Origin of the sequence: Streptomyces cupreus, from assembly GCF_014257025.1 — a bacterium.
GTDB classification, from domain to species: Bacteria; Actinomycetota; Actinomycetes; order Streptomycetales; family Streptomycetaceae; genus Streptomyces; species Streptomyces cupreus.
Genome location: NZ_JACMSF010000024.1, coordinates 70,507 through 95,749 on the forward strand (window position 1 = coordinate 70,507; position 25,243 = coordinate 95,749).

Below are 25,243 nucleotides of genomic sequence, written 5' to 3' on the forward strand. Positions count from 1 at the left end.
GAACCGGCACTGGCCGACTTCCTCAGGCCACGGCTGTCCCCGAACCGGCCCCCCAGGGCCATCCCCGCGAACAGCGCCGGCGCGAGGCAACCCCTCGGACACGCGCCATGTCGTCCCCGTCCGCGACCGCTCCGGCGCGGGTTATTTCACGGCGTGATCGGTGACTGCAGGGCGATGCAGAACTGCCTCCCCGTTCACTCGAATCCCGGTCCGCTCCCCCGGCTTCACCGCGACGGGCCCCGCCGCCCGGATGTCGACCGGCTCGGCCAGCCCCTCGACGGTCACCGTGACCATCGCATCGTGCCCGTAGAAGCGCACGTCCGTGACCGTGCCGTGGGCCGACGTGGAGGCCTGCTCGGTCAGTTCGAGTTGCTCGGGGCGCAGCAGCACCGTGCCGCGGCCCGCGCCCGCTTCCTCCGCGAGCGGGACGACTCCCAGCGCCGTCTCCGCCGTGCCGCCCGCCCTTGCGGTCGCCGGGAGGAGCACCGCGTCGCCCACGAAGCCCGCGACCCACGGGTCGGCGGGGCGGCGGTAGACCTGTTCCGGGGTGTCGCACTGGGCCACTCGGCCCTCCCGTACGACGGCGACGACGTCGGCCGTGGACAGGGCTTCTTGTTGGTCGTGGGTGACCAGGACCGCGGTCGCGCCGCTCAGCCGCAGGGCCGTGCGGACATCAGCGCGGACGCCCGCGCGCAGGGCGCTGTCCAGGGCGTTGAAGGGTTCGTCCAGCAGCACCAGGGCTGGGCGTGGGGCCAAGGCCCTGGCCAGGGCGATGCGTTGTTGCTGGCCCCCGGAGAGTTCGTGGGGCATGCGGGCGCCGTACCCGGACAGGCCTACCAGCTCCAGCATTTCGTCGGTTCGGCGGCGGCGCTCGGTCCTGTCGACGCCGGTGAGGCCGAAGGCCACGTTGCGGGCCACGCTCAAGTGCGGGAACAGCGCGCCCTCTTGGGGGACTGTCCCGATCCGGCGGCGTTCGGGCGGCAGGTGGACGCCGGGGGCGGACAGGACTCGTTCCGCGACCGTCACGCTGCCCGCGTCCGCGCGCAGGAAGCCGGCGACGATGCGCAGCAGCGTCGTCTTGCCGCAGCCCGAGGGCCCGAGGACCGCTGCCAGAGCGCCGGCGGGGACGGTGAGGTCGAGGCCGTCGAGGACGCGCGGGGCCTGCGGGCCGTAGGACTTGGTCAGCCCTTCGATGCGCAGTTCGGTCATGTGCGGTGCCTCCCGAGGAGGTAGGAGGGGATCGCGGCCAGCAGGATGAGGGCGGCGGCGTAGGGGGCCGCGGCGGCGTAGGAGGCGGTGCCGGTCTCCGTCCACAGACGGGTGGCCAGGGTGTCCATGCCGGTGGGGCGCAGCAGGAGGGTGGCGGGGAGTTCCTTCATGCACACCACGAAGGTCAGCGCGGCGCCCGCCGCCACGCCGGGTGCCGCCAGCGGCACGGTGATCTCGCGCAGCACCCGCCAGGGCCCGCGGCCCAGGGAGCGGGCCACGTCCTCCAGGACGGGCGGGGCCTGGAGGACGGCGGCGCGGGTGGCGGCGACCGCGACGGGCAGGAACAGCACCGCGTACGCGCCCACCAGCAGCGGGAGTTCCTGGTACAGGGGGTGGGCGTAGCGCACCGCGAAGAAGACGAGGGAGAGGGCGATCGTGATGCCCGGCAGGGCGTGGCCCGCGTACGCCGCCTGCTCCAGCAGGTGGGCCGTCCGGCCCCGGTGGCGGGCCGCGATCACGCCGATCGGCAGGGCCAGGACGGTCGTCAGCGCGGCGCCCGCGGCGGCGACGCCGAGGGTGGAGGTGGCGGTCTCGGTGAGGCGGGCGGGGTCCCAGGTCGCGGAGTTGCCGACGGCGAGCCAGTAGCCGAGCGTGGCGAGCGGGAAGGCGACGGCGGCGGCCGACACCGCGGCGCACCAACCGAGCGCCGGGGCCCGCCACTTGCCCAAGGACGTGGGGTCCGCGGGGCGTGCGGTGCCGGTACCGGTGCGCGCGTACCCCGCCCGGCCGCGGGTACGTGCCTCGGCGGCAACCAGGGCCACGGTGAGCAGCACCAGGACGACGCTCAGCGCGGCGGCCGGGGTCCGGTCGAAGGACGCCCGGTACGACGTGTAGATGCCGCGGGTGAAGGTGTCGTACCGCATGAGGGAGACTGCGCCGAAGTCGGAGAGCACGTACAGCGCCACCAGGACCGCTCCGCCCGCGGCCGCGGGGCGCAGTTGCGGAAGGGTGACGCGCCAGAAGGTGCGCAGGGTGCCGAGGCCGAGGGAGCGGGCGGTCTCCTCCTGGGCGGGGTCGGTGCGGCGCAGGGCGGCGGCGACAGGGAGATGGACGTACGGGAAGCTCACCAGGGTCAGCGAGAGGGCCGAGCCGGTGAACCCGGACAGTTCGGGAACCGCCGACAGCCAGGCGAAGGCGGCGACATAGCTGGGCACGGCCAGGGGCAGGGTCACGAGTACGGCCCAGCCGCGGGCCCACGGCAGATTCGTGCGGGTGGTGAGCCAGGCCAGGGAGATGCCGAGGACCAGACAGGCCGTGACGACGACCGCGGCCAGGGCGATGCTGTGGCCGAGGAGTTGGGCGGCGCGCTCGGTGGTGACGATGTCCCAGGCGTGGCCGGGCCCCTGTTCGAGGGCGCGGACGCAGAGGTAGACGAGCGGCAGCAGCGCGAAAGCGGCGGCGAGCGCCGCCGGCAGGGCCAGCGCCCACGGGACCCGCCCGGGCGGCCGGAGCCAGGGAACCGGGCGGGCGCCGGGGTCTTTCCCGATGGATACCCCCATGACGGACCGCGTCTCAGACCAGTCCGGCTTCCTGGAGCATGGCCAGTGTCTCCTTCAGCGAGTCGAGCTCACCGAGGTTGATCCTGGGCGCCTCCAGCGAGTCGAGCGCGGGCAGGCCGTCCGCCGGTGCGACGCCCGCGGCCAGCGGGTACTCCTTGGTCTCCTCGGCGAAGTAGGTCTGCGCCTCCTCGCCGAGCAGGTAGTCGGCGGCCTGCTGGGCGTAGTCGGCCTGCTTGGTGTCGGCGCCCTTGAGGAGGCCCACGCCCGCGACGTTGACGAGACCGCCCGGGTCGCCGCCGGGCAGGAAGTGGAGCTTGGCGGTGAGCTTGTCCTCGCCCTCCTCGGCGGCCTTCTCGTACCAGTAGTAGTGGTTGATCAGTCCCGCGGAGACCTCCCCGGAGTCCACGGCCTCCAGGATGTCGGTGTTGCTCTCGTACGTCTTCGGGGAGTTGGCCTTGAAGCCCTTGAGCCACTCGCGGGCCGCGTCGTCGCCTTCGAGGACGCGCATGCCGGTGACGAACGCCTGGAAGGAGGCGTTGTTCGGCGCGAACCCGATCTTCCCCTTCCACTCCGGCTCGGTCAGCTGGTGCACGCTGTCCGGCGGGGTGGGGACCTTGCCGGGGTTGTACGCCAGGACGCGGACGCGACCGGAGACGCCGACCCAGTCGCCCTCGCCGCCCCGGTAGGCCTCCTCGACCTTGTCGAGCGTCGGCTGCGGGAGGGCGGTCAGGGCGCCCTCCTTCGACAGGGCGCCGAGGGCACCGGCGTCCTGCGAGAAGAACAGCCCCGCCTCGGTCTTGTCGCCCTCCTCCAGGATCTGGGCGGCGAGCTCGGCGCTGTCGCCGTAACGGACCTCGACGTTCGCGTCGAGCTCCTTCTCCAGCTTCTCCAGCAGGGGTTCGACCAGGTCCTCGTTGCGGCCGGAGTAGATGACCAGGTCGGCCGGCTCGTCGCTGCACGCCGCGAGTGCCGGGGCGAGCAGGCCGAGCGCGATGACGGGTACGGCGAGGCGTCTGACCGAGGAGCGTCGCATGGTAAAGCCTTCCTGACAGTGGCTCACTTCCAGTGCCGGGCAGCACGCCGTGGGTACGGCGAAGGGGAGCGAGCGCGGTGAGCGGTGCCGCGGAGAAAGCTGCGAACGAGCCATGAATAAGGTAAAGCTAACCTCACCGTCAAGAACGGCTTGATAACGGGCGTTGCTCGACTTGCGCCACGCGCAACTGTGCGCCCGCCATGCCTCGGCCGTGACCCTTCTGTGTCTTTCCTTTGAGGTTAGGCAAACCTAATATGCGCCTGTGCTCACCCCTTCCGACCTGCTGTCCGGCAGACCCGGCGACACCTCGCCGCTGTTCGCCAGACACCTCGCCGCGCACGGCGACCGTCCGGCCCTGCTGACCGCGGACGGCGCACTGTCGTACCGCCGACTGGCCGAAAAGGTCACCCGCACCGCCGCTCGGCTGGGCACCCACCGGCGCCTGGTGCTCCTGACCGGCGCCCACACGACCGACGTCCTCGTCACCTACCTCGCCGCACTCGCCGCCGGCCACCCGGTCCTGCTGGTCCCCGGCGACAACCCCGAGGCCGTACGGTCCCTGACCGCCGCCTACGACCCCGACGTCGTGGTGAGCGCCGACGGCCGACTGGACGAGCGGCGAGCGGTCTCCGCGCACGAACTCCACCCCGACCTCGCCCTGCTGCTGAGCACCTCGGGCTCCACCGGATCACCCAAACTGGTCCGGCTGTCGTACGACAACCTCCAGGCCAACGCCGAGTCCATCGCCACCTACCTGGACATCCGCGAGGACGACCGCGCCGCCACCAGCCTCCCCATGCACTACTGCTACGGCCTGTCCGTCATCAACAGCCATCTGCTGCGCGGCGCCGGCCTCGTCCTCACCGACCTCTCCGTCGCCGACGACGCCTTCTGGGACCTCTTCCGCGCCGCCCGCGCCACGACCTTCGCCGCCGTCCCCTACACCTTCGACCTGCTCGACCGCATCGGCTTCGCCGACCTGTCCCTCCCCCACCTGCGCTACATCACCCAGGCGGGCGGGCGCCTCGCCCCCGACCGGGTCCGCCACTACGCCGAACTGGGCCGACGCGAGGGCTGGGACCTGTATGTGATGTACGGCCAGACCGAGGCCACGGCCCGCTTGGCCTACCTGCCCCCGCACCTCGCCACGACCCACCCGTCGGCGATCGGCATCCCGATACCGGGCGGCTCTTTCCATCTGGAGCCCCACCCTGACTGGCCGACCGAGGCAACCGGCGAGCTGGTGTACTCAGGCCCCAACGTCATGCTGGGCTACGCCGAGCACCCGAGGGACCTGGCGCTCGGCCGCACCACCCATGACCTCCACACCGGCGACATCGCCCGGCGCACACCGGACGGACTGTACGAAATCGTCGGCCGCAACAACCGTTTCGCGAAGATCCTCGGCCTGCGGATCGACCCGGAGCGGGTGGAGGCGCTGCTGGCCCGGCACGGTTTTCGTGCGTTGTGCGCGGGGCGCGACGACGAACTCGTCGTGGCCGTATCGGACGTCGGGGGCCCGGCCCCCGAGACGGTACGACGCATCGTGACCGGTGAATGCGGGCTCCCGGCACGGGCGGTCGCCGTACATGTCCTGCCCGAACTGCCCCGGCTGGCCACGGGCAAGCCGGACTACGAGGCGGTGCGGAAACTGGCCGCCGCGGCACCCGCGCCGGAACCGCCGTCGGACCTGTGCCGGCTGTACGCCCGGATACTCGACCGCCCCGACGTCACCGAGGACAGCAGCTTTGTATCCCTGGGCGGCGATTCACTCTCGTACGTCGAGATGTCGCTGAACCTGGAGCAGGCTCTCGGCCATCTGCCGCCGGACTGGCACACGAAACCCATCCGCGACCTGCGCCGACCCGCGCCCCCCTCCAAGGGCTCCCGCAGACGCACGCTGGAGACGGGCATCGCGCTGCGCGCCGCGGCCATCGTGCTGATCGTCGGCTCGCACATCCATGTCTTCTACGTCAAGGGCGGCGCCCATCTCCTGCTGGCGGTCGCGGGGTACAACCTCGCGCGCTTCCACCTCACCCCGTCCGCCGAGCGCCGCGAACGCGTCCGGCACGGGCTCCGCAGCATCGCGCGGATCGTGCTGCCCAGCCTGGCCTGGATCGCCGTGGTCGTTCCGCTCACCGACGACTACGGATGGACGAACCTCTTCCTGCTGCACAGCGTCCTCGGGCCGCACGCAAGCGAGACGGCGATGCACTTCTGGTTCATCGAGGCGCTGACCTACATCCTGGTGGCGGCGGTGGCCCTGCTGAGTCTGCGGGTCGTGGACCGCACCGAGCGGCGTTTCCCGTTCGCGCTTCCCATGTCGATCGCGGCGCTCGGGCTCATGACGCGTTACGACCTTCTCGGTCTGGGCGATCGCGTGCACATCCCGTCGGCAGTCGTGACCTTCTGGCTGTTCGCGCTGGGGTGGGCGGCGGCGAAGGCGGAGAGCACACGTCAGCGGGTGCTGGTGACCGTGGTCGCCGTGGCGACGATTCCGGGGTTCTTTCCCGGGGAGCCGTTCCGGGACGCGGTGATCGCGGCCGGGTTCGTCCTGCTGGTGTGGGTGCGCAGTGTGCCGAGCTCGGGGGTCGTCAACAGCGTGGCGGGTGTGCTGGCCAGCGGCTCGCTGTACATCTATCTGACTCACTGGCAGATCTATCCGCTGATCGACGACGTCTCGGGCTGGTTGGCCCTGGTTGCCGCGCTTCTGTTCGGGATCGGGTATGCGGCGGTGGCGAATCGGGGGATGCGGTGGCTGGCGGGGGTGTGGGCGCAGCGACGACGGGGGGCTGCGGAACTCCCGCTCTAGGCCGTTCGACTCAAGGCCGGTCACCGTTGGGGGCCGCGGCGCGGGGCTCGGTGCTTCACTGGCGGCATGCCTTTTGCACGCTACGGCGTCCTCTCGGGAACTCTGTACCGCCACTACCGCGACCAGCCGGACAGCCAAGGCCGTTGGTTCCATGTGAACCTGGAAGTGGATGCCCCGCAGGGGCGCTACCACTGTGCCATCGACGTCGACAGCCACAAGTCCAATGTGGGAGTGCAGTGGAAGGCGTTCACCTTGGACGCCGTCGACCTCGGGCCGGTCCCGGCGCTCGTCCGGGGCTACCACGACCTCGCGTCCGATCCGGACTCCGGAGCCCTGGACTATCTGCGGCATCCGGCGCTGGTGGATCGGTCGGGCGTCCTGTTCCAACGCCGCCCGCCGTCCTGGCTGGAGGACATCCTCGCACTGTTCGGCTCGCGGCCGTGGCATGCGGGGTCCAACGTCGACGCGGCCGCCGCACTGGAGACGATCTTGGTGGAAGGGCAGCACATTCTCGTCTTCGGGGAGCCCTTCGACGAGGATCCCGAGGGGGACCTCGGCATGCACAACATCCACCAGAACCAGGGCGACCCGGCCGGTTCCCCATGGTGGCCGGAGAACGGAATCTGGCAGGACGGGGCAACGCTCACGCAGCGCCCTGACGGCCGGTACGACGTGTTCCTGAACAAGTTCTCCAGCCAGGCCGGGCATACGGACAGTTCGGGTCACCCGGTCGCCTGAACGTGTTGCCGCCGACCGGCGTTCGCTACCGTGCCGGTCCACGACCGTCCTGATCATCGGCGGCAGTGGGTTCCTGGGCACAGAGTTGGTCCGCCGAGCCACCGCGGCGGGGCATGAGACGGCGGCGACGTTCGCCTCGCGGCCCGGCATAGCGGAGAAGACCCGCGAGAAGCACGGCCGCCGCAAACGGTTCCGCCGGCTCATCTCCGGCATGCCCACCTCCAGGCTGCGGGCCCGGCTCGTGTCCATGGCGGCCGAACTCGACATCACCATCGTCGCCGTCGACCCGGCCTACACCAGCAAATGGGGCGCCCAGCACTGGCAGAAGCCCCTCACCAGCAAGACTCGCACAACCTCTCGCCACGACGCGGCCGCCGTGGCGATCGGCAGGCTCGCCCTGGGACACGGAGGAAAGTGCGGTGGGCATCCTGACTTGAAGTCGCAGCGTCACCATGATGTTCATGCCTCTGTCGAGCCACACCACGCGGGTACCGGACGGCGGCGGCACGCTAAAGAAGAGCCAGCCCGGGGGCGGCAAGGAACAGGTCGAGCCCGCGCCGTCCGGCACCCTCGACGCTACGGCCGCGAACCGCGCGTCTGGGATCGATTGAACAAGTCAGGAACGGTTCAGCTTCTCCAGGACCAGCAGTACCGCCAGTTCCAGCGCCTCGCCGCGCTCCGCGCCGACCTGCGGATCCACGCTGGTGTCCACCGGCTCCGGCAGCCAGGGTCCGACGTACGACTCGCGGCGGACCCGCGCCGACTGAGCCACGTTGATGGCCAGACGTGTGGCCTCGGCGATGCTGCCCAGGATGCGATAGGCGATGCCGAACAGCCGGGGCCGCAGCCGCTCGAAAGCGTCCGCCGCTTCGCTGAGCGAGTCGTTGGTGAGCGGTTGCCGCTCGTCCATGGTGCCGATGCCTCCGCAGCTCGACCGTCGGGCGATCGTGGCCACAGTACGGTGCTCCGGCGACCGGACGCGGAACCTGCGGAACCGGTCCCCATTGCCTGGCGTCTTGCCCGGTACTCATGATCCGTTGGAGGCGGCCTGTGGAATAGATGCGGCGGAGGCGGGGACGCTGGTGCACTGTCACGACGGGTGGCTGAGGTCAGGCTGATGGCGCCCGGGGGCCAGACGGGCGCGTGCGGCGGCCTGGATCGGGGACGGGCCGCGGGCCCACTCCAGCCCACGGCCGACCACGGTGGCCAGCGGCCGGTCCCAGCCGGCGCGCACCAAGACGGGCCGCTGGATGCCGAGTTCGGCCCTCGCCCAGCTCGGGAGCAGTCCCAGCGAGGCGTTCATCAACAGGCCCGCGACCAGCCGTTCCCGCCGGTTGCGACCGAAGCCGCGCAGGAACCGCATGGCCTCCAACGCGGCCGGGGTGACGTGGAGTTCGGGCCGCATACCGGCGAGATAGCGCGTGACCTCGCGTGCGGTGCGCGGTACCCGCTCCGCGCCCAGCGCCTCGGCGACAGGGGCGACCTGCGCGTAGTAGGTGTCGCATTCGGCCTGGGTGAGACGGGATCCGCGCGGCGCGTACACCTGATAGCCCGTCAGGAAGCTGTACACCTCGGCGGTATGAACCCACGTCAGCAGCTGCGGGTCGTCCGCGCGGTACAGCCGCCCGTCCGGTGCCGTCCCATGCACGTGGGTATGGATCCGGCGTACGACGTCGATGACCTCCCGCGCCGCCTGCTGCGAGCCGAAGGTGGTTGTGGTGATGAACCGCGCGGTGCGGGTGAGGCGGCCGACGGGGTCGGTACGGAAGTCCGAGTGCTGGTCGACACCGGCCATCGCCAGCGGATGCAGTGACTGGAGCATGAGCGCCGCGAAGCCGCCGGTGAGCATTCCGGCCGGATGGCCGTGCACCCGCCATGCCGGGCTGTCCGGGGCGATACCGAAGAGTCCGGGGTCACCAGGCGGCCCCGCATACCGCTCCAGCTTGAGGTCGCCACCGTGCACGGTCGCCTTGAGCTCGTCGGCGATCCGCTCCCGTACGCCCATCAGTGCCTCCGCGCTCTACGCCGATACTTGAAACATACATCCGTTGGTTTTCCCGCCGCGCCGGACGCAAGGAACTGCAAGAGGGCCGGGAAAACCAGGGCTACGCCTACCTCGTCCGTGCCGGCTTGTTCCTTTCCAGGCCGTCCAGGATGAGGGCGAGCCCGTAGGTGAACTCGTCGGCGTAGTCGTAGCCGGGCTTCAGGACGTGCTCGGTGGCGAGTTCGGCGAGGTGGGGGTAGGCGTCGGTGGGCATGTCGCTCAGGATGGCGCCCGCCACCTCGTCCAGTTCCGCCTCACCGCTGAACGGCAGGCTCAACTCCTGGAGCACGAAGCCGTACAGATAGCTGTCGATCAGTGAGACGGCGTGCGCCGTCATCGGGACGGAGAATCCTGCGGCGCGCAGCGCTCCGATGACGGCGTCGTGGTGGCGCAGGGTCGCGGGGCCGGGCCGGGAGCGGGAGTCCATCAGGCCGATGGCCCACGGGTGGCGCTTGAGGGCGGCGCGGGCGGAGAGCGCGCGATGGCGCATGGCGCTCTTCCAGTCCGTGTCACGCGGCGGCAGGTCGATCTCGGCGAACACCGCGTCCACCATGCCGTCGAGGATGTCCTCCCGGCCCTTCACATGGTGGTAGAGCGACATCGCCTCGACGCCCAGGGGTTCGGCGATGGCCCGCATCGTGAGCGCGGCCGAGCCCTTCTCGTCGGCCACCGCCACGGCCGTACGAATCACTCGCTCACGGCTGAGCGGGACGCGCCGGCCCTTGCCACCCTCGGGCATCCGGCCCTCCTTCATTGACTGCCTTACAGCATAAGGCTAGCGTCCCTTACAGCATAAGGTCAGGATGTCGGCGAAGGGGCTGCACCATGGGCACGGATCGGATGAAGAAGATCTGTATCGTCGGAGCTTCGGGGAAGCTCGGGCAGTACATGGTCCGGCACGCGCTGGAGCGCGGCTACGAGGTGGTCGGCGTGTGCCGGGAGAGCAGTGTGCCGAAGCTGGCCGCGTTCGAGGGGCGGATCACCGTCGTACCCGGGCCCACGAACGACCCGGAGGTGATCCGGAAGGCGGTCGCCGGGTGCGACGGGGTGCTGACGGTGCTGGCGCCCTGGGGTGTGCGCCAGTACTCGTCCGGTACGGCGCAGGCGGTGCTCGATCACGCTCGGCCGGGCGCGCGCCTGGTCTTCTCCTGCGGCTGGCACATCACGCGCGACGGCAAGGACAAATACTCACGGCTGTTCACGGCCGGCGTCCGGATCGCCGCCGTCCTGGCCAAGCTCGTCCGCGCCGCCGAGATCGACGACCAGGTCGAGGCCTGCCGACGGATCTTCGCCAGCGACACCCGGTGGACCGTGGTGCGCGGCAGTTCCCTGGAGGAGGGCGAGAGCCAGGGCCTGCCGGTGTGGAGCCGGCATGTGGGCGACCCGGTGCTGGCCAGCAACCTCACCCGCCGAGTGGACTTCGCGCTGTTCATGGTCGAGGCGCTCACCGACGACACGCTCGTCCAGGAGGCCCCGGCGATCGTCGGCCGCCGCACGCCAAGCGCTGTGGCCCACGCCTGAAGACCGTCCCGGGGATTCCGTGCGTCGCGGGCCTCCCGGCCGGCGGCACCGTGACGGTCCCCACGACGGAACCCTCGACCTCGTCCCCCGGCCCGCCGGCGGTCTCCACGTCACGGTCCGGCTTCCCGGCACTCCGTAGGCAACCCGCGTACGACGAAATGGAGGGGGGACCGGTCGACCGGTGCCCCCTCGCAGGTGCCGCTCAGCCCTCCCCGGGCAGTTCGCCCGAGAAGGCCGCGGCCATCCGCAGCCAGGGCGCCGACTCGTCGCGGCGGCCCTGGCGTTCCAGGGTGCGGCCCAGCATCAGGTGGGCGTAGTGCTCGACCGGGTCGCGGTCAATGATCCGGCGCAACTGCTCCTCGGCGCGGCGCAGTTGGGCGGAGTGGTAGTAGGCGCGGGCCAGCAGCAGGCGGGGGCCGGTCTGCTCCGGGACCTCCTCGACGACGTCGGCGAGGAGGCGGGCGGCGCCGATGTAGTCCTTGGCCTCGAAGAGGAGTTGGGCCCTTTCCCAGCGTTCGAGGACGGTCTCCTCGTGGGGGACGCCGACGCCGTTGTCGAACAGGTGCAGGGCGCTGGCCCAGCGGTCGGGCGCGACCCCGTCGTGCGCGGCGTAGTCGTTGAAGCTCTCGGTCGTCATTCCTCGGTCCTCGGTCGTGACAGCCCTTCCATGAGGTTGACGCATCAACCACACGCTTGGAACGCGGACCCGTTCCCCGCTATTCCGCGCTGCTCCGGTCAGCGGCGCGGCGGGTTCCTGCGGGGCGTGATGGTGGCGTTCGGCAGGGCGGGGGCGGGCAGGCGGTCGCCGGGGTAGCCCTCGACCACGCCGAAGCGGTCGGAGGATTCCTCCCAGTCCTCGCGGGCCCGGGCGATGTCGTCATGGCTGCGGCCGACGAAGTTCCACCACATGACGATCTCCTCCTCGAACGGGACTCCGCCGAGCAGGACCGTACGCGCCGGTTCGTCCGACTCGTTGACCAGCGTGAAAGCGTCGACGCCGGGGTGGACGTAGCCCAGCTCCGCCCGGTGCAGCAGGGTGTCGGACAGGCGGACGTCCCCGCTGTCGACCAGCAGGCCGTGCTCGAACTCCGGGTCCACGGGGAGGGTGACCGTGACGCGCGGCGCGAGGGTGATCTCGGCGCCGAGCAGGGGCGTGAAGGTGCGCACCGGGGAGGTGGCCGAGGCGAGCGAGCCGAGGAAGACCCTGATCTCGGCGCCGTCGACCGACAGGGGTTCGGGGACGTGGTGCTGGAAGTCGCGTGCGGTGTTGCGGTGCTCCTCGGGCAGGGCGACCCAGAGCTGGACGCCGTGCAGGACGGTGGTGCGTGGCGTGGAGACTTCCGAGTGGGCGATGCCATAGCCGCCGGTCATCAGGTTCATCTCGCCGGGCCGGACAAAGGCGTGCGAGCCGAGGCTGTCGCGGTGCTCGATCTCTCCGCTGAACAGCCAGCTCACCGTCTGCAGGCCGGTGTGCGGGTGCGGGGGGACTCGCATGCCGTTGGTCGTGGCGACGTCGTCGGGGCCGTAGTGATCGGCGAAGCACCAGGCGCCGATCAGGGTCCGGGCCCGCTGGGGCAGCGTCCGTCGTACGGTCATCGCGCGCGGGCCGCCCAGCGGCACCTCCCGGGCGGAGAGCACCTCGACTCGCGGCGCCCGGGTCGGCCGGCTGTCGTCGACGAGTGCTCCGCAGCGCACCGCGGCGGGTTCGGCTTCCACATTGCTCAACGGGACCATCTCCCACTTGTCTGGTCGGTGCGGCCGGTTGTCTGGTCGGTGCGGCCGGCGACGGTCATGACGGGTCCTCGTCCAGGTGCGCGACGACCCGCTCGGAGATCTGGGCCAGCGTTCTGAGTTCCGCCGGGGTGACATGGTCGAGGAACAGCGAGCGCACCGCCTCGACATGCAGCGGGGCGGCCGCTTCGATGGCCTCCCGGCCGGCCGGGGTGATCACCACGAAGGCGCCGCGACCGTCCTCCGGGCACTCCTCCCGAGCCACAAGACCGCGCTTGACCATCCGGGCGATGTGATGCGACATCCGGCTCTTCTCCCATTCGAGCGCCTGGGAGAGATCCAGGAACCGCTGCCGCCCTTCGGATACGTCGGTCAGATGGACCAGCACCTGGAAGTCGGCGGCCGACAGCTTCGAATCCGACTGGAGCCGACGGGCCAGCCGGCCGCCGAGCCGCTCCTGCAGACGCACGAAACACCGCCAGGCATGCTGCTCGTCCGCCGTCAGCCAACGCACCGTCTCGGTCATGCGGAAAGTGTAGTCGTAGTTGACCAATCACCTAAAGCGTGGTGGGTCAGTGGCTGCTCGGCCCAGGGAGTCTTGCCTGTCCGGCCGTGGCGGCGCGGGAAGCGTCGTGGCGCCCGCGTGCCAGGCGGCACAGGCCTTGGGTGATGCCGCGCACATACCGGCCGGAGGGCACGCGGGCGCGTGTTAGCGTCCCGGCCGTGACTTCCCCGGCCCTGGGCGCATCCGCACCCGTCATCGATGCGTTCGACCTGTTCAGCGACGACTTCGCTCGCGATCCGTACCCGTGGCTCGAGTCGCTGCGCGCCGAGGCGCCGGTGCACTTCGATCCCGGAACCGGGCTGTGGTTGGTCAGCCGCTACCAGGACGTACGCCATGTGCTGCTCGCCCCGGACGACTTCCTGCCGGACAACGCCCAGCACGCCGTCACCCCGCTGCCGTTCGGCGTGCTCAGGGTGCTCGCACGGGCGGGCTTCAATCTGCCGCCCGCCCTGGCCAACAACGGCAGTGACAGCCACCCCGGACTGCGGCGGGTGGTCACCCGGTTCTTCAACGCCCAGCGGGTGGCCGCCGCCGTACCGGTGATCGAGCGCATCGCCGACGAGCTGCTGGACGCGGTACCCGCCTCGGGCGGCTGCGATCTGTTCACGTCCTTCGCCCAGGTCCTGCCGTGCCGGGTGCTGATGGAGCTGCTCGGCATCGAGGGCGTCCCTCCGGCCACGCTGATCCGCTGGAGCGATGCTTCGCTGGAGCTGTTCTGGGGGCGGCCCACGCCGGAGCGTCAGCTTGAACTGGCGGAGCTGGTGGGCGAGTTCCACCGGTGGCTGACCGAGACGGTGGCGGGCGGGACGGCCCGGCCCGGTTCCTTCGTCGAGGCTCTGACCGACCATCGCCTGCCCGGCGGCGAACGGCTCGATGTGGAGACCGCCGTCGCCGCGTGCTTCTTCGTCTTCATCGCCGGACAGTCCACCACCGGCCAACTCATCGCCACCGTGCTGCGTCATGCGCTGACCGAGCCCGGAATGTGGGCCCGCGTCGCCTCCGAGGACGGCTTGGCGCGGGCCTGGGTGGAGGAGGTGCTCCGGCGTGAGCCGCCGGTGACCACCTGGCGCAGGGTCACCGCGCGCCCGGTCGAGCTGGGCGGGGTCAACCTGCCCGAGGGGGCGCAACTGCTCCTGATGCTCCTGGGCAGCGGATCGGACCCGGAGGTCTTCGACGCTCCGGAGCGTATGTGCCCGCACCGGGCGAACATCCGCCGGCACCTGGCCTTCGGCGTCGGCCGCCACCGCTGCCCGGGCGCGTCACTGGCTCGTACGGAGGCGACGGTGGCGCTCAGGGCGGCGGCTCGCCGTCTGCCAGGGGTACGGCTCTCGACCGCCGACGGGCCGATGCTGGGGCTGCTGTCGTTCCGCGCGCCGCTGCGCGTGCCGGTCGAGCGTCCTTAGCGCAAGCGTCCTTAGCGCCGGGTCAAGAGCGCGGTGGATCCACGAGGTTCCGCCATGCCGCCTCGGCCAGCCGGCGGGCACGGGTGAGGTCGATACCGGCCGGAGCAGGACCAGCTCCGCGAGCTTGCCCGCAGTGGCCGTGCCCTGCGGTGCGGACAGGTTCGGGCCGACTGCCGTGGCCGTTTTGTCCGTTACGAGGAAGTCGGCGCCCGGCGGAGAAGCGGGCGGGATCCTGCGCGCCGGTGCAGTCAGCCGCGTTCATGGACGAGCGCGTCGAGGAACCCTTCGAGTATCCGGGCGACACCGTCCTCGTCGTTGGAGGAGGTGCGGTGACGTGCGGTGGCCAGGACGTCCGGGTGGGCGTTGGCCATGGCGTAGGAGTGGCCGACCGCGGTGAGCATGGGCAGATCGTTGGGCATGTCGCCGAACGCGGCGATCTCCTGGCCGGCGATGCCCTGCCGGGCGCTCCAGTCGATCAGGGTGGTCGCCTTGGTGACACCGGGTGCGCTGAACTCCACGAGTGACAGGCCGGTGGAGTGGGTGGTCTCGGCACTCGGGCCCGCGGCGCGCAGTGCCTGCGCGTAGAAGTCGTCGAGCGGGAGCGTCGGATGGTGGGCGAGGATCTTCAGCAACGGTCTGGGCGGGGTACGGGTCACCAACGCCTCGGCCGTTCCGACCAGTTCGACGGCGCCCTCCTCGAACGACCAGGTCGGATAGGTCGGTTCGTGGCCGAAGTCCTGGTCGTACTCCACGGAGAAGGAGACACCGGGCACCGCGGCGCGCACGCGGGCCACGAGTTGCGCGGCCGTGAGCGGCGGGATCGGCGACACGTGGTCCAGGGATCCGTCGGGGGCGTGTACGGCGGCGCCGTTGGCGGCGATGACGTAGTGCGGTCCGATGATCTCCAGCAGCGCATGGACCGATCGTGACGGGCGTCCCGTGACCAGCACGACGCGGATTCCGGCCTCTTCCACCGCCGCCAGAGCGGCCTTCGTGCGCGGCGACAGCGTTCCGTCACTGCGCAGCAGCGTGCCGTCCAGGTCCGTGGCGATCAGTCGAGGTGGGGCGACAGGCGGAAGAGCCGGCGTCATTGCCACGGTGTGCACCTTCTTGGTCGGCGGACGGGCTTCGTGACAGGTCAACGACTGATGGGCCCGTGATCATTCCCAGGTACGCGTCACGGGCCTACGGGCCGAGAGAATTGGCCCACCCCGTGGCCGCCACTACCTCCCGCGCGATGTCCACCACCAGCCGTCCGTCCGTCGCCACCCGCACCGTCTCTGCCGGGGCCCGCTCGTCCAGCATCCGTGCCTTGCGCATGCTGCCCGCCAGCTCATGGTCCAGTTCCGAGCCGAGTTCGCGGCCCAGCAGGCGTGCTCGGGCCGTGGCGTCGGAGGCGGTGAGCAGGACGCGGGTGATGCGCACCTCGGAGCCCATGGCTCGCTCGAACATGCCCGTGGCCTCGGGAAGCACGCTCACGGTGTTCGTGTAGATCAGGCGTCGACAGCCCCGCTGGGCGAAGTTGGCCCATACGGCGGTCAGGTTGCTCTCGGTGACCTGTTCGCGGTGCGGGTCACCGTCCGGGGCCGGGTGGACCTGGCCCATGAAGTCGCCCTCGATGACGGCGTGGGCGACCGCCGCGGTGCGCAGTTGCGCGGACACCTCCCACCCGACCGTCGTCTTGCCGACACCGGCCCGCCCGCCGATCAGCAGTACTTCCGCGTGCTCCATGGGGGCAGCGTGACAGAGTGCGGGCGTCGCACGCGATCCAAAAGTGGGGCCCCGACCCGAGAGGGGGAAGCAGGCGGGGCCCCGGACGTCACACGTCGCGGTGCAGCAGGTACAGCAGCGCTGCCCACATCGCACGAGCGCTCAGTGCGGCGATGACTCGCTTGGCCATGTCCGCGCAGAGTGCCGTCGTCCTGGTCGACTTGTCGTCGGCCATACTTTTCACCTCCCATCCGGTTCGCCCCCGCCCGCGCTATCGCTGAACAGCGCGGGCAGCGGCTCCCCCCGGTGAGCCCGCACAGGGCGTTGGATGGAAGCAACTCCGATAGTAGCGAGGCCACTTGGGCTGAGTGGCCGATCCGGCGGATTGCCGGCCGAGGATGCGCCGTGATCAGGGCGCGGTGCTCGCGACGGCGACGCCGAAGGCGATCAGTACGACGCCGGTGATCCGGCCCAGCGCGCGGCGGACCGTCGGCCTGCGGAGGAGCGGTTCGGCCTTGGCGAGCAGGAGGACGTAGCTGCCCAGCCAGGTGAGGGTGAGCGTGATGTGGAGGAGGACCAGGAGCGTCATCGCCCAGGCGGCGGGCAGGTGGGGTGGGGCGAGGGTGGGGAGCAGCGCCGTGTAGAAGACGGCGATCTTCGGGTTGAGGGCGTTGCTGATCAGGCCGGTACGCCACGGATTCCCGACAGCCGGGACTGCCGTCTCTGCCGGTGGGCTCTGCCACAGGGCCTGTGCGCCCAGGAACACCAGGTAGGCGGCGCCGAGGAGCTTCACGATCAGATGGGCCGCAGGCGACGCGGCGAGCACGGCTGCGAGTCCCGCGACGGTCAACGCGCCCCACAGCAGCAGCCCGGTCGCGACCCCGCCCACGGTCCGCAACGCGTCCCCGGGTGAGCACGAGTCCTGGCAACAGGGCTCACTCCCGCTCAGCCTCTAGGAACGGTTGGCGGCGGCCCCTTCGGTGTTCAGCAGGACGACCACCGAGGTCGCGTCGAGCCCCATGGCCGTACGGCGTTCCTCCGCGCCGATCAGCGCCGCTCGGGCACCGGCGAGCGCTGCGGCTCCGCACGGGCCCGAGGAGACACCGAGTTCGGCGAGGCGAGCGGCCGCGCGGGCGCTTTCGGCGTCGGTGACGGCGATGGCGGCGTCCAGACCGCGGTGCAGGTACGGCCAGGCGAGGCTGGACGGGGTACCGCAGTTCAGGCCCGCCATCGTGGTTGAGCCGGTGGTGATGGTGACGGGTTCGCCCGCGATGAGGCTTGCGAGGACGCAGGCCGCGGCTTCGGGCTCCACGGACAGCAGCGCGGGGGCCCGGCCCGCGGGGCGGCTGCGGTAGTGGGTGACGACGGCCTGGGCCATTGATCCCACGCCGACCGGTATGGCGACGAGGTCCGGTCCTACGGCGGCCAACTGCTCGTCGATCTCGGCGCACAGGGTGGAGTAGCCCTCGACGATCCACCCCGGAATCCGCTCGTAGCCCGGCCAGGCCGTGTCCTGGACCAGCACCGCGTCCGGCGCGTCAGCGGCCTCGGCCGCCTGTCGTACCGCCTCGTCGTACGGGCCCGGGACCTCCGTGACCTTCGCCCGCTCGGCGACGATGGCCGCCACGGCCCGTGGATGCACGCCCCGCGCGACGAAGACATGGGCGTCCTGCCCGAGCAGCCGTGCCGTACGGGCCACGGCACGGCCGTGGTTGCCGTCGGTGGCGGTCACGAAGGTGACCGGGCCGCTCGCGGTCCGCTCGGCCAAGGCGCGGTGGACCGCCCAGGACGCGCCCAGCGCCTTGAAGGCGGGCAGCCCGAGGCGCTGCGATTCGTCCTTGACGTAGACCCTGGCGACGCCCAACTCCGCTGCCAACGGCGGCAGTTCGATGAGCGGTGTCGGTGAGTGGTCGGGCAGGGCGGCGTGGAAGTCCCGCACCTCGGCGGGCGGTGGGTCGCACCGCCAGGTACGGGCGCCGGGCTGTGCGAACCAGGGCGGGCTGGGGAGGTAGTCGGTCACGTGTTCATGGTCGGGCCCGATCCATCATCGGTCCAGCGAATGTTTTCGCACTATAATCATCGGAAAACCCGAGCATTGACGCCCGTGATCGGACGGCAGGAGAGCGAACCGGCGATGTTCGATCTGCACCGACTGCGCCTGCTGCGCGAGCTCAAGCACCGCGGCACACTCGCGGCGGTCGCCGAGGCACTCTCGTACGCGCCCTCCTCCGTCTCCCAGCAGCTCTCCCAACTGGAGGCCGAAGTGGGGGTCAAGCTGCTGGAACCGGTCGGGCGCCGGGTACGGCTGACCGCGCAGGCCCATATCCTCGTCGCGCACACCGAGGCCGTGCTGGAGCGCCTGGAGCGCGCGGAGGCGGACATCGCGGCCTCGCTGACGGATCTGAGCGGCACCCTGCGCATCGCCTCGTTCCAGACGGCGGCCCTGGCCCTGGTCCCGGCCGCGCTCGGCCTGCTGCGCGACCTGCATCCGCGGTTGCGCGTCCATGTCACGCAGATGGAACCGGAAAAGGCCCTTCCCGCCTTGCAGGCCCGCGACTTCGACCTGGTCATCGCCGAGGAGTACCCCGGCAACCCCAACGCGCGCCCCGCCGAGCTCGAACAGGAAGACCTGCTCGACGACCCCCTGCACCTCGCACTCCCTGACACCGGCCGCCCGACGGCGACCCTGCGCTCACTGGCGAACCACCCTTGGGTGATGGAACCCGAGGGCACGGCCGCACGCCACTGGGCCATGACTCTGTGCCGTAACGCAGGCTTCGAGCCCGACGTACGGTTCGAGACCACCGATCTCCTGCTGCATCTGCGACTCGTCGAGCAGGGCCATGCCGCGGCGTTCCTGCCCGACCTCGTCTGGGACGGACGCCCGCCGACCGTCGCCCTGCGACAGCTCCCCCGCGGTCAACGCACCCGTCGCGTCTTCACCGTCGTACGCCGTGGCGGCGGCCGGCATCCCGCTGTCGCGGCCTGCCGGGAAGCCCTGCTCCACGCGGTCAGGGCAGCTGACGGCGGACCTCGATCCAGCGCAGCAGCCGGTCTCGGGTCGGGCCGGCCTCAAGGTGGCCGATGAGCCGTTCCAGGTGGGCTGTCAGGTTCTTGTGACGCCGTAGCTCCCTGATCCGGTCGACCGGCAGATCACGCCAGTCGCGGGCGAGGGCCCGGGCCTCGGACGGGGGGAGTGGGAGTGCGCCCAGGGTGTCGGTGGCGAGTGTGTGGGGACTCCAGTCGGGGTGGGGTCCGAATGTGTCGATGACCCACATACGGAGCATGAACTCCTGATGGGCCGCACGGCCTGCCGAACCAGCGTCGCCCATCCGCCGGTTCGCCAGCAGCGACAGCGCCGCCCACTCCCGACGGACTTCCTCCGGCCGGCCGGCGTCGTAGGCGTGCCCTTGGGCGACCACACGGACGGCTTCGAGCGCCGCACCGTCGATCTCCATGGCGTAGGCCCGAAGCCGCTCAACAGGCCAGGTGCTCAGGTCGGGCCCCGAGCCCTCACGATCCGAGCCGCTGCTCAATGCTCCGCACTCCCCGAGCCGAAATTCGTTTCGTGCCCTTCGCCGGCCGCCCTACTGTGGCGCGGTGACGATTCAGGTGATCATTCTCAACGGTGGCTCCAGCTCGGGGAAGTCCGGGATCGTACGGTGTCTTCAGCCTGAACTAGCGCGGAACCCCGGGGGTTCACGCCCGGGAGGAAGCGCTTCTCTGGATCGCTCTGGCCCGCGGGTACCCACGGGCCTGCACCGTTGGCCTCAGCCAGGTCGCTTCTGGTTCTCGATGTACTCCTTGATGATCTCCAACGGTACTCCGCCGCACGAGGCGGCGAAGTATGAAGGCGACCAGAAGTGGTCACCCCACAGGTACTTGCGGATATGGGCTGGGAACTCCTGACGCAGTCGCCGGGAGGAGATGCCCTTGAGAGAGCCGACCAGCCGGGACAAGGCGACTTTGGGCGGGTAGTGCACCAGCAGGTGGACGGGGTCCCCTCCTCGCAGCGCCGAAGGATCTCATCGGTGAACGGACCGCGCCGATGCCTGGGTGTGAAGACCAAGTGCGCGTGGAGGGATGTGGACGACTGTTCTGCCCCTGCGAATACTGGGGTTTGAATCCCAGCGTGGTGACATGGATCAACGATACGGTCACGCCCGTGAAACTCGTTGTGCAGGTGAAGCTGATGCCGGAGGCCGAGCAGGCCGCCGCGCTTCTCGCGACCCTGCGCACGGTCAACGAGGCCGCGAACTGGGTGTCGGCGGTGGCGTTCGAGCAGGGTGTGCCGCGCGAGTACGAGTTGCGCAAGCACACCTACGCGGAGTTGAAGTCGCGGGGGCTGGGGGCGCAAGCAGCCCAGCACACCATCAAGAAGGTCCGCGACGCCTACACGACGCTCAAGGCCAACATCAAGGCCCAGAACCTCGGCAGACCGGGCTCGAAACGGCGCAGGAAGGCCGAGTCCAAGCCCATCGCCTTCCGGCCCGAGGCAGCCCAGCCGTACGACGACCGACGCTTGTCCTGGCAGTACGACGCGCAGACGGTGTCCATCTGGACCACCGCCGGATGCATCCGGGGTGTGCGGTACATCTGCTCCGTCGACGGCCTGAAGATGCTGCGCAAGCACCGGCAGGGCGAATCCGATCTGGTGGAACGCGACGGCGTGTTCTACCTGATCGCCACCTGTGAGGTCCCCGAGGCTGAAGAGTACGAGCCCGACGGGTTCATCGGCGTCGACCTCGGCATCGTCAACATCGCCACCACATCCACGGGCTACCAGGCCGCCGGGCGCGATGTGAACCGGCACCGCAAACGCCACGGCGATCTACGCACCAAGCTCCAGCGCAATGGCACCAAGTCCGCCAAGCGGCTGCTGAAGAAGCGGGGCAGGCGCGAGCGGCGCCATGTCTCCAACACCAACCACATCATCGCGAAGCGAATCGTGACCGAGGCTGAACGCACCTCGGCCGGAATCGCCCTGGAAGACCTGGGCGGCATCCGGCAGAGGGTACGGCTCCGCAAGCCCCAACGGGTCACACTCCACTCCTGGGCCTTCGCCCAGCTCGGAGAGTTCATCGCGTACAAGGCACGCCGCGCAGGCGTGCCCGTGGTCCACGTCGACCCCGCCTACACCTCACAGATGTGCTGCGAGTGCGGGCACGTCGACAAGAAGAACCGGGTCGACCAGGCCCTCTTCATCTGCCGGAACTGCGGGGTCGTTGCCCACGCGGACCGGAACGCTTCCCACAACATCGCCCAACGCGGCGCCGTGGTGTGGAATGCGGGGCGTGAGTCACGCGTCCCTGCCACCCCGTAAGGGGTGTCTGGACGGAGGAGTCCACCCAGCAGCCAGCCGGGCACTACCTCCAAACCCGGCCCTTCAGGACCGGGTCAAGTTGACGCCGTACTGCCCGATCCGTGCCTGGCGTTCGGGGTCGACGAGTTCGTCGACGCCCTGCCCGCGAAGATGCGGGAGTCGGACGAGGGGATCACGTTCGCCACGGACGGCGGGGTGAGTGTCGGGGCCGACTTCATGGCGCTGCAGGCGGCCTGGGTCGAGGGCATCGTGGGGATGGCCCGTGCCGGTGCCCGGATCGTCGTCGACGACGTCTTCCTCGGCGGGGCGGCGTCCCAGCAGCGGTGGTGGAAGGCGCTGGCCGGAATCGACGTGTTGTGGGTCGGCGTCCGGTGTGAGCCTGCGGTCGCGGCCGGCCGGGAGATCGCGCGAGGGGATCGCACCCACGGCATGGCCGAGTTGCAGGCGGACGTGGTGCACCAGGGCGTGGTCTACGACCTGAAGGTGGACACCACGCACACCGAGTCCCTGGACTGCGCGCTCATCATCGCCGCTCGCCTGAGCTGACCGCCGAGCACCTGTCGGCCGGCACCAAGAAACGTTCAACACTGCGCCATGAGCAGTCCACATCCTGTCCACGATTCCGTTGGAGGGGGCGGTTGTTCACACTCCTGGACGTACGTTCTGTCCGTGAACTCTGATGCTCCCGCGGGCGCCCTGCGCCCCACCGACTCGAAGCCTGCCCGTCGCTCCCTCCTGCGCGGCGCACTCACCGGAGCCGCCGCCCTCGGCGCCGGCCTCGCTGTAGGGGCCGCCGCCCCCGCGACAGCCGCGACGAACCACCGGCCCCGCCCGACCACACCCGACGAAGCCCTGCGCGAACTCGCAGCGGGCAACGCGCGTTGGCGCACCTTCCGGGAGAAGCACCCGGACGAGACCCATAGGGTCCGTCAGGAGCTGGTGTCGGGTCAGCACCCCTTCGCGGTGGTGCTCGGCTGCATCGACTCCCGTGTCCCCCCGGAGCTCGTCTTCGACCAGGGCCTCGGCGACCTGCTCACCGTCCGCAGCGCCGGGGAGGTCCTGGACGAGGCGGTACTCGGCAGCGTCGCGTACGGCGTGCTCGAACTCGACATACCCCTGGTGCTGGTGCTCGGGCATCAGTCCTGCGGTGCCGTGCGCGCGGCGGTCGAGGCCGAGGAGAGCGGCGAGAAGCTGCCCGCCCACATCCAGTACCTGGCCGACCAGATCGCCCCCGCCATTGACCACACCACGGAGGGCGACGCGCGCATAGACGCCACCATCGACGCCAACATACGACTCGTCCACGACCGCCTCGCCGCGGAACCGGACCTCGCGGCCAAGGTGTCGGCCGGTGAACTCGCCATCGTCGGAGCGCGCTACGAGCTGACGAACCAGTTGGTGCACCGCATCGCCTGACACCCCACGGGCTGCGTTCCGGCACCGTCCGCAACTCCCGCTCCGCTACCGCCGGAAAGCCGCGCGGCGGACGGCAGGTGATGCGGCGGACGGTGTCGGTGGTCCGGTCCTCGGCGCCTTCGGCGATCGCCCGGTCCATGGCGGCCAGCATGGTGGCGAACTCCAGCGGGATGAACACGCCCTGCAGCGAGACCTCCTGAAGCAGATCCCGCGCCTGCCCGACAGCGACTTCACCTCGCACGCGCTGCTGGTCGCCACCCGGGCCGACCTCGTCGCCTACCTCGGCCAGGTGAAGAGCCGCGAGGAACTGCGCGCTCAGTTGGCGGACTTCACCAGTGCGGTTCTGAGGCATGCTCGGCACACAGACATCCCACGCCCCGCTCGATCCACTCCCGTCCCACCCACTCCGGATGCCGCCCGATGAGCAGCGCCCGGACCTCGGCGACGATCTCTTCCTCGCCCATCGCGGAGTCTCGGCGTCGCCAGGTCTCGTCGCGCAGTTCGCGCAGGTAGTCGCGGACGTCGCCGAGCACCTGAGGACCACCGATGTCGCCGTGCCCGGGAACCACGATCCGCGGTCCGGTGGCTGTGAGTTGGTCCATGACCGCCAGCCAGCGCACGCCGGAGACATCCGTGTCGTACGGCGGGAACCACGGGAAGATGGCGAACTGGCCGGTTTCCGCGAGGTCGCCGGTGAACAGGACGCCGGCGTCCGGGACTTCGACCGTTTGGTCGCCCTTGGTGTGGCCGCGACCCATGGGGCGCAGGCGTACGGTCCGGCCTCCGAGGTCGAGGTCGTGGCCGTCGTCGTAGACCACATCCGGGGTGGGCACGGTGACGCCGTCCAGGCGATCCGCGATCGGGTCGCCGAAGCCGCGGAACATTTCCAGGTAGCCGGGACCCTTAGCCTGCAGGTCGTCGGCCTGGGCCCGGTTGACCAGGTAGTTGGCGTGGTCGGTGAAGGCCTGGGCGCCGAAGGCGTGTTCGGGGTGGAAGTGGGTCGTGGTCAGGTACAGGCGACGGCCTCGCGCCACCTCCGAGGCGAGGGCGAGAACCTGTTCGGCGTTGGCGGTGCCCATGCCCGTCTCTACGACGAGTACGGCCTGTGTGCCGCCGATGATGCCGATGTTGGGCACCAGTTGGACCCGTTGGTTCGGAATGACGAGCAGGTCGGGGGCGATCTCCTGGGCGCCGGAGACCTGCACGGCGGGGTCGGGGAACTGTTCGTCCGTCATGCCGCGATTCCATCGCCGGGGCCATGCGGCCGTCCAAGACCGGCTCGGTCTGGCCGATACCGGGCGGGTATCGTCGCTGGTCATGGAGATACGCACGCTGCGCTACTTCGTGGCCGTCGCCGAGGAACTCCACTTCGGCCGGGCCGCCGCACGGCTGCACATGAGCCAACCGCCACTGAGCCGCGCGATCAAGCGGTTGGAGACCGACCTGGGCGCGGCCCTGCTGCTCCGCTCCCCCGCAGGTGTCGCGCTCACGCCGGCGGGGGCGACGCTCCTGGCCGAGGCACGCGCCCTGCTCGACCAGGCCGAGCGGGTACGGGCGCGGGTGGCCACGGCCTCGACCATCACCGTCGGCATCCTGGGCGACGGCAGCGACCGGGGTGCTGTACGGCTGGCCGCCGCGTACCGGCAGCGGCACCCGGGCATCGAGGTCCGCATCCGCGAGACCGACCTCACCGATCCGACCTGTGGGTTGCGTGCGGGTCTGGTCGACATCGCGCTGACTCGGGGGCCGTTCGACGAGACGGGGCTGGTGGTGTGCGGGCTGCGGGCCGACCCGGTGGGGGCGGTGTTGCGCGCCGACGATCCGCTGGCCCGCCGCGACAGCCTTGAGCCGGCCGACCTGGCGGGACGCCGGTGGTTCCAGTTCCCGGACGGTACGGACGTGCTCTGGCGGTCGTACTGGAATGGCGGTGAGCCGCGGGAGGGGCCGGTGGTGCGGGCCGTCCAGGAGTGTGTGCAGGCCGTGCTGTGGAACGGGACGGTCGGGATGAGTCCGCTGGGGCATGAGCTGCCTGGAGAGCTGGCCGTGGTGCCGCTGACCGACATGGTGCCGAGCCGGGTGGTGGTGGCGTGGAAGGAAGGCGATACGAACCCGTTGATCCGGTCGTTCGTCGAGATAGCGAGGGCTGCGTATCACGACTGAGTGTTCGACTCCGAGGAAC

The 25,243-nt window shown here is 70.5% G+C and carries 24 protein-coding genes and 5 pseudogenes; 11 read left to right on the top strand and 18 right to left on the bottom strand.

Going from position 1 to position 25,243, the window contains the following annotated elements; genetic code table 11:
- Positions 1-141: 141 nt before the first annotated feature.
- Genes H4N64_RS22430 through H4N64_RS22440 form a run of 3 tightly spaced genes read right to left on the bottom strand, consistent with a single transcriptional unit; the run spans position 142 to position 3,801 of the window.
- Positions 142-1,209: an ABC transporter ATP-binding protein gene (locus H4N64_RS22430; RefSeq protein ID WP_186284203.1), complete on the bottom strand. Its 1,068-nt coding sequence runs from the start codon at positions 1,207-1,209 to the stop codon at positions 142-144.
- Positions 1,206-2,768: an ABC transporter permease gene (locus H4N64_RS22435; RefSeq protein WP_260859869.1), complete on the bottom strand. Its 1,563-nt coding sequence runs from the start codon at positions 2,766-2,768 to the stop codon at positions 1,206-1,208. The genes H4N64_RS22430 and H4N64_RS22435 overlap by 4 nt, the downstream gene beginning before the upstream one ends.
- A gap of 13 nt (positions 2,769-2,781) precedes the next feature.
- A complete protein-coding gene (locus H4N64_RS22440) occupies positions 2,782-3,801 on the bottom strand; it encodes an iron ABC transporter substrate-binding protein (RefSeq protein ID WP_186284204.1) in 1,020 nt (339 codons plus the stop codon).
- 262 nt (positions 3,802-4,063) lie between these two features.
- On the opposite strand from H4N64_RS22440, the gene H4N64_RS22445 reads away from it, so the two are divergent.
- From H4N64_RS22445 to H4N64_RS45265, 3 genes and pseudogenes are all read left to right on the top strand, one after another.
- The gene (locus tag H4N64_RS22445; protein WP_186284205.1) at positions 4,064-6,613 is read left to right on the top strand and encodes an AMP-binding protein; all 2,550 of its coding nucleotides are present in this window, start codon (positions 4,064-4,066) and stop codon (positions 6,611-6,613) included.
- A 66-nt stretch (positions 6,614-6,679) separates the two neighbouring features.
- Positions 6,680-7,351, top strand: a complete 672-nt coding sequence (locus tag H4N64_RS22450; protein WP_186284206.1) for a DUF2278 family protein — start codon at positions 6,680-6,682, stop codon at positions 7,349-7,351.
- Positions 7,352-7,502: 151 nt separating this feature from the next.
- Positions 7,503-7,761 (top strand): annotated as a pseudogene (locus H4N64_RS45265) (IS200/IS605 family accessory protein TnpB-related protein); the annotation flags it as partial.
- A 215-nt stretch (positions 7,762-7,976) separates the two neighbouring features.
- On the opposite strand, the pseudogene H4N64_RS22455 reads toward H4N64_RS45265, so the two are convergent.
- The 3 genes and pseudogenes from H4N64_RS22455 to H4N64_RS22465 all read right to left on the bottom strand — a co-directional run.
- Positions 7,977-8,261, bottom strand: a pseudogene (locus H4N64_RS22455) (RNA polymerase subunit sigma-24); the annotation flags it as partial.
- Positions 8,262-8,441: 180 nt separating this feature from the next.
- Entirely contained in the window at positions 8,442-9,356 is a 915-nt protein-coding gene (locus H4N64_RS22460) for an oxygenase MpaB family protein (RefSeq protein WP_186284207.1), read from the bottom strand.
- A gap of 106 nt (positions 9,357-9,462) precedes the next feature.
- Positions 9,463-10,134 carry a TetR/AcrR family transcriptional regulator gene (locus H4N64_RS22465; protein ID WP_186284208.1) on the bottom strand — a complete coding sequence of 224 codons (672 nt, stop codon included), beginning with the start codon at positions 10,132-10,134 and terminating at the stop codon, positions 9,463-9,465.
- A gap of 86 nt (positions 10,135-10,220) precedes the next feature.
- On the opposite strand from H4N64_RS22465, the gene H4N64_RS22470 reads away from it, so the two are divergent.
- The gene (locus H4N64_RS22470) at positions 10,221-10,916 is read left to right on the top strand and encodes an NAD(P)-dependent oxidoreductase (protein WP_186284209.1); all 696 of its coding nucleotides are present in this window, start codon (positions 10,221-10,223) and stop codon (positions 10,914-10,916) included.
- A gap of 202 nt (positions 10,917-11,118) precedes the next feature.
- Here the strand turns inward: H4N64_RS22470 and H4N64_RS22475 are convergent, their stop codons facing one another.
- The 3 genes from H4N64_RS22475 to H4N64_RS22485 form a co-directional block, all read right to left on the bottom strand.
- Positions 11,119-11,553 carry a tetratricopeptide repeat protein gene (locus tag H4N64_RS22475; RefSeq protein ID WP_186284210.1) on the bottom strand — a complete coding sequence of 145 codons (435 nt, stop codon included), beginning with the start codon at positions 11,551-11,553 and terminating at the stop codon, positions 11,119-11,121.
- Positions 11,554-11,651: 98 nt separating this feature from the next.
- On the bottom strand, positions 11,652-12,641 hold the full coding sequence (locus H4N64_RS22480; RefSeq protein ID WP_186284211.1) for a pirin family protein: 990 nt from the start codon (positions 12,639-12,641) through the stop codon (positions 11,652-11,654).
- Positions 12,642-12,705: 64 nt separating this feature from the next.
- Complete coding sequence (locus H4N64_RS22485) at positions 12,706-13,173, bottom strand: MarR family winged helix-turn-helix transcriptional regulator (RefSeq protein ID WP_186284212.1); 468 nt, start codon at positions 13,171-13,173, stop codon at positions 12,706-12,708.
- A 197-nt stretch (positions 13,174-13,370) separates the two neighbouring features.
- Between H4N64_RS22485 and H4N64_RS22490 the strand changes: the two genes are divergently transcribed.
- Positions 13,371-14,615 (top strand): cytochrome P450, encoded by a 1,245-nt coding sequence (locus H4N64_RS22490; RefSeq protein WP_336246758.1) that lies wholly within the window; start codon positions 13,371-13,373, stop codon positions 14,613-14,615.
- Between the two features lie 248 nt (positions 14,616-14,863).
- Here the strand turns inward: H4N64_RS22490 and H4N64_RS22495 are convergent, their stop codons facing one another.
- The 5 genes from H4N64_RS22495 to H4N64_RS22510 all read right to left on the bottom strand — a co-directional run bounded on the left by H4N64_RS22495 (position 14,864) and on the right by H4N64_RS22510 (position 18,345).
- Entirely contained in the window at positions 14,864-15,712 is an 849-nt protein-coding gene (locus H4N64_RS22495) for a Cof-type HAD-IIB family hydrolase (RefSeq protein WP_186284214.1), read from the bottom strand.
- An 88-nt stretch (positions 15,713-15,800) separates the two neighbouring features.
- The gene (locus tag H4N64_RS22500) at positions 15,801-16,346 is read right to left on the bottom strand and encodes a hypothetical protein (protein WP_186284215.1); all 546 of its coding nucleotides are present in this window, start codon (positions 16,344-16,346) and stop codon (positions 15,801-15,803) included.
- Between the two features lie 88 nt (positions 16,347-16,434).
- On the bottom strand, positions 16,435-16,560 hold the full coding sequence (locus H4N64_RS45270; protein ID WP_260859870.1) for a hypothetical protein: 126 nt from the start codon (positions 16,558-16,560) through the stop codon (positions 16,435-16,437).
- A gap of 174 nt (positions 16,561-16,734) precedes the next feature.
- Positions 16,735-17,274: a LysE family translocator gene (locus H4N64_RS22505; protein ID WP_186284246.1), complete on the bottom strand. Its 540-nt coding sequence runs from the start codon at positions 17,272-17,274 to the stop codon at positions 16,735-16,737.
- Positions 17,275-17,277: 3 nt separating this feature from the next.
- Positions 17,278-18,345, bottom strand: coding sequence for a diaminopropionate ammonia-lyase (locus H4N64_RS22510; RefSeq protein ID WP_186284216.1), 1,068 nt, complete (start codon positions 18,343-18,345; stop codon positions 17,278-17,280).
- Between the two features lie 114 nt (positions 18,346-18,459).
- Between H4N64_RS22510 and H4N64_RS22515 the strand changes: the two genes are divergently transcribed.
- Complete coding sequence (locus tag H4N64_RS22515) at positions 18,460-19,413, top strand: LysR family transcriptional regulator (RefSeq protein ID WP_186284247.1); 954 nt, start codon at positions 18,460-18,462, stop codon at positions 19,411-19,413.
- On the opposite strand, the gene H4N64_RS22520 is transcribed toward H4N64_RS22515, so the two are convergent.
- Entirely contained in the window at positions 19,337-19,861 is a 525-nt protein-coding gene (locus H4N64_RS22520) for a hypothetical protein (protein WP_260859871.1), read from the bottom strand. The genes H4N64_RS22515 and H4N64_RS22520 overlap by 77 nt on opposite strands.
- A 64-nt stretch (positions 19,862-19,925) precedes the next feature.
- Between H4N64_RS22520 and H4N64_RS45275 the strand changes: the two are divergent.
- Positions 19,926-20,006: pseudogene (locus H4N64_RS45275) on the top strand (phosphotransferase-like protein); the annotation flags it as partial.
- Positions 20,007-20,095: 89 nt separating this feature from the next.
- On the opposite strand, the pseudogene tnpA reads toward H4N64_RS45275, so the two are convergent.
- A pseudogene (tnpA, locus tag H4N64_RS22530) lies at positions 20,096-20,467 on the bottom strand (IS200/IS605 family transposase).
- A gap of 50 nt (positions 20,468-20,517) precedes the next feature.
- Between tnpA and H4N64_RS22535 the strand changes: the two are divergent.
- The 3 genes from H4N64_RS22535 to H4N64_RS22545 all read left to right on the top strand — a co-directional run bounded on the left by H4N64_RS22535 (position 20,518) and on the right by H4N64_RS22545 (position 23,064).
- Complete coding sequence (locus H4N64_RS22535) at positions 20,518-21,648, top strand: RNA-guided endonuclease InsQ/TnpB family protein (RefSeq protein WP_186284217.1); 1,131 nt, start codon at positions 20,518-20,520, stop codon at positions 21,646-21,648.
- Between the two features lie 3 nt (positions 21,649-21,651).
- Positions 21,652-22,194 carry a chloramphenicol phosphotransferase CPT gene (gene cpt, locus H4N64_RS22540; RefSeq protein WP_186284218.1) on the top strand — a complete coding sequence of 181 codons (543 nt, stop codon included), beginning with the start codon at positions 21,652-21,654 and terminating at the stop codon, positions 22,192-22,194.
- A gap of 123 nt (positions 22,195-22,317) precedes the next feature.
- On the top strand, positions 22,318-23,064 hold the full coding sequence (locus H4N64_RS22545) for a carbonic anhydrase (RefSeq protein ID WP_336246760.1): 747 nt from the start codon (positions 22,318-22,320) through the stop codon (positions 23,062-23,064).
- A 31-nt stretch (positions 23,065-23,095) separates the two neighbouring features.
- Here the strand turns inward: H4N64_RS22545 and H4N64_RS45280 are convergent.
- Positions 23,096-23,236: pseudogene (locus tag H4N64_RS45280) on the bottom strand (ergot alkaloid biosynthesis protein); the annotation flags it as partial.
- 157 nt (positions 23,237-23,393) lie between these two features.
- Positions 23,394-24,299, bottom strand: coding sequence for an MBL fold metallo-hydrolase (locus tag H4N64_RS22550; RefSeq protein WP_186284220.1), 906 nt, complete (start codon positions 24,297-24,299; stop codon positions 23,394-23,396).
- An 82-nt stretch (positions 24,300-24,381) separates the two neighbouring features.
- On the opposite strand from H4N64_RS22550, the gene H4N64_RS22555 reads away from it, so the two are divergent.
- Positions 24,382-25,224 carry a LysR family transcriptional regulator gene (locus H4N64_RS22555; RefSeq protein WP_186284221.1) on the top strand — a complete coding sequence of 281 codons (843 nt, stop codon included), beginning with the start codon at positions 24,382-24,384 and terminating at the stop codon, positions 25,222-25,224.
- Positions 25,225-25,243: the final 19 nt, after the last annotated feature.

Excerpts from the sequence above, each read along its gene's own strand:
- H4N64_RS22430 (WP_186284203.1), bottom strand. The coding sequence starts at position 1,209 with ATGACCGAACTGCGCATCGAAGGGCTGACCAAGTCCTACGGCCCGCAG.
- H4N64_RS22435 (WP_260859869.1), bottom strand. The coding sequence starts at position 2,768 with ATGGGGGTATCCATCGGGAAAGACCCCGGCGCCCGCCCGGTTCCCTGG.
- H4N64_RS22440 (WP_186284204.1), bottom strand. The coding sequence starts at position 3,801 with ATGCGACGCTCCTCGGTCAGACGCCTCGCCGTACCCGTCATCGCGCTC.
- H4N64_RS22450 (WP_186284206.1), top strand. The coding sequence starts at position 6,680 with ATGCCTTTTGCACGCTACGGCGTCCTCTCGGGAACTCTGTACCGCCAC.
- H4N64_RS22460 (WP_186284207.1), bottom strand. The coding sequence starts at position 9,356 with ATGGGCGTACGGGAGCGGATCGCCGACGAGCTCAAGGCGACCGTGCAC.
- H4N64_RS22465 (WP_186284208.1), bottom strand. The coding sequence starts at position 10,134 with ATGCCCGAGGGTGGCAAGGGCCGGCGCGTCCCGCTCAGCCGTGAGCGA.
- H4N64_RS22470 (WP_186284209.1), top strand. The coding sequence starts at position 10,221 with ATGGGCACGGATCGGATGAAGAAGATCTGTATCGTCGGAGCTTCGGGG.
- H4N64_RS22475 (WP_186284210.1), bottom strand. The coding sequence starts at position 11,553 with ATGACGACCGAGAGCTTCAACGACTACGCCGCGCACGACGGGGTCGCG.
- H4N64_RS22485 (WP_186284212.1), bottom strand. The coding sequence starts at position 13,173 with ATGACCGAGACGGTGCGTTGGCTGACGGCGGACGAGCAGCATGCCTGG.
- H4N64_RS22500 (WP_186284215.1), bottom strand. The coding sequence starts at position 16,346 with ATGGAGCACGCGGAAGTACTGCTGATCGGCGGGCGGGCCGGTGTCGGC.
- H4N64_RS45270 (WP_260859870.1), bottom strand. The coding sequence starts at position 16,560 with ATGGCCGACGACAAGTCGACCAGGACGACGGCACTCTGCGCGGACATG.
- H4N64_RS22515 (WP_186284247.1), top strand. The coding sequence starts at position 18,460 with ATGTTCGATCTGCACCGACTGCGCCTGCTGCGCGAGCTCAAGCACCGC.
- H4N64_RS22535 (WP_186284217.1), top strand. The coding sequence starts at position 20,518 with ATGCCGGAGGCCGAGCAGGCCGCCGCGCTTCTCGCGACCCTGCGCACG.
- H4N64_RS22550 (WP_186284220.1), bottom strand. The coding sequence starts at position 24,299 with ATGACGGACGAACAGTTCCCCGACCCCGCCGTGCAGGTCTCCGGCGCC.
- H4N64_RS22555 (WP_186284221.1), top strand. The coding sequence starts at position 24,382 with ATGGAGATACGCACGCTGCGCTACTTCGTGGCCGTCGCCGAGGAACTC.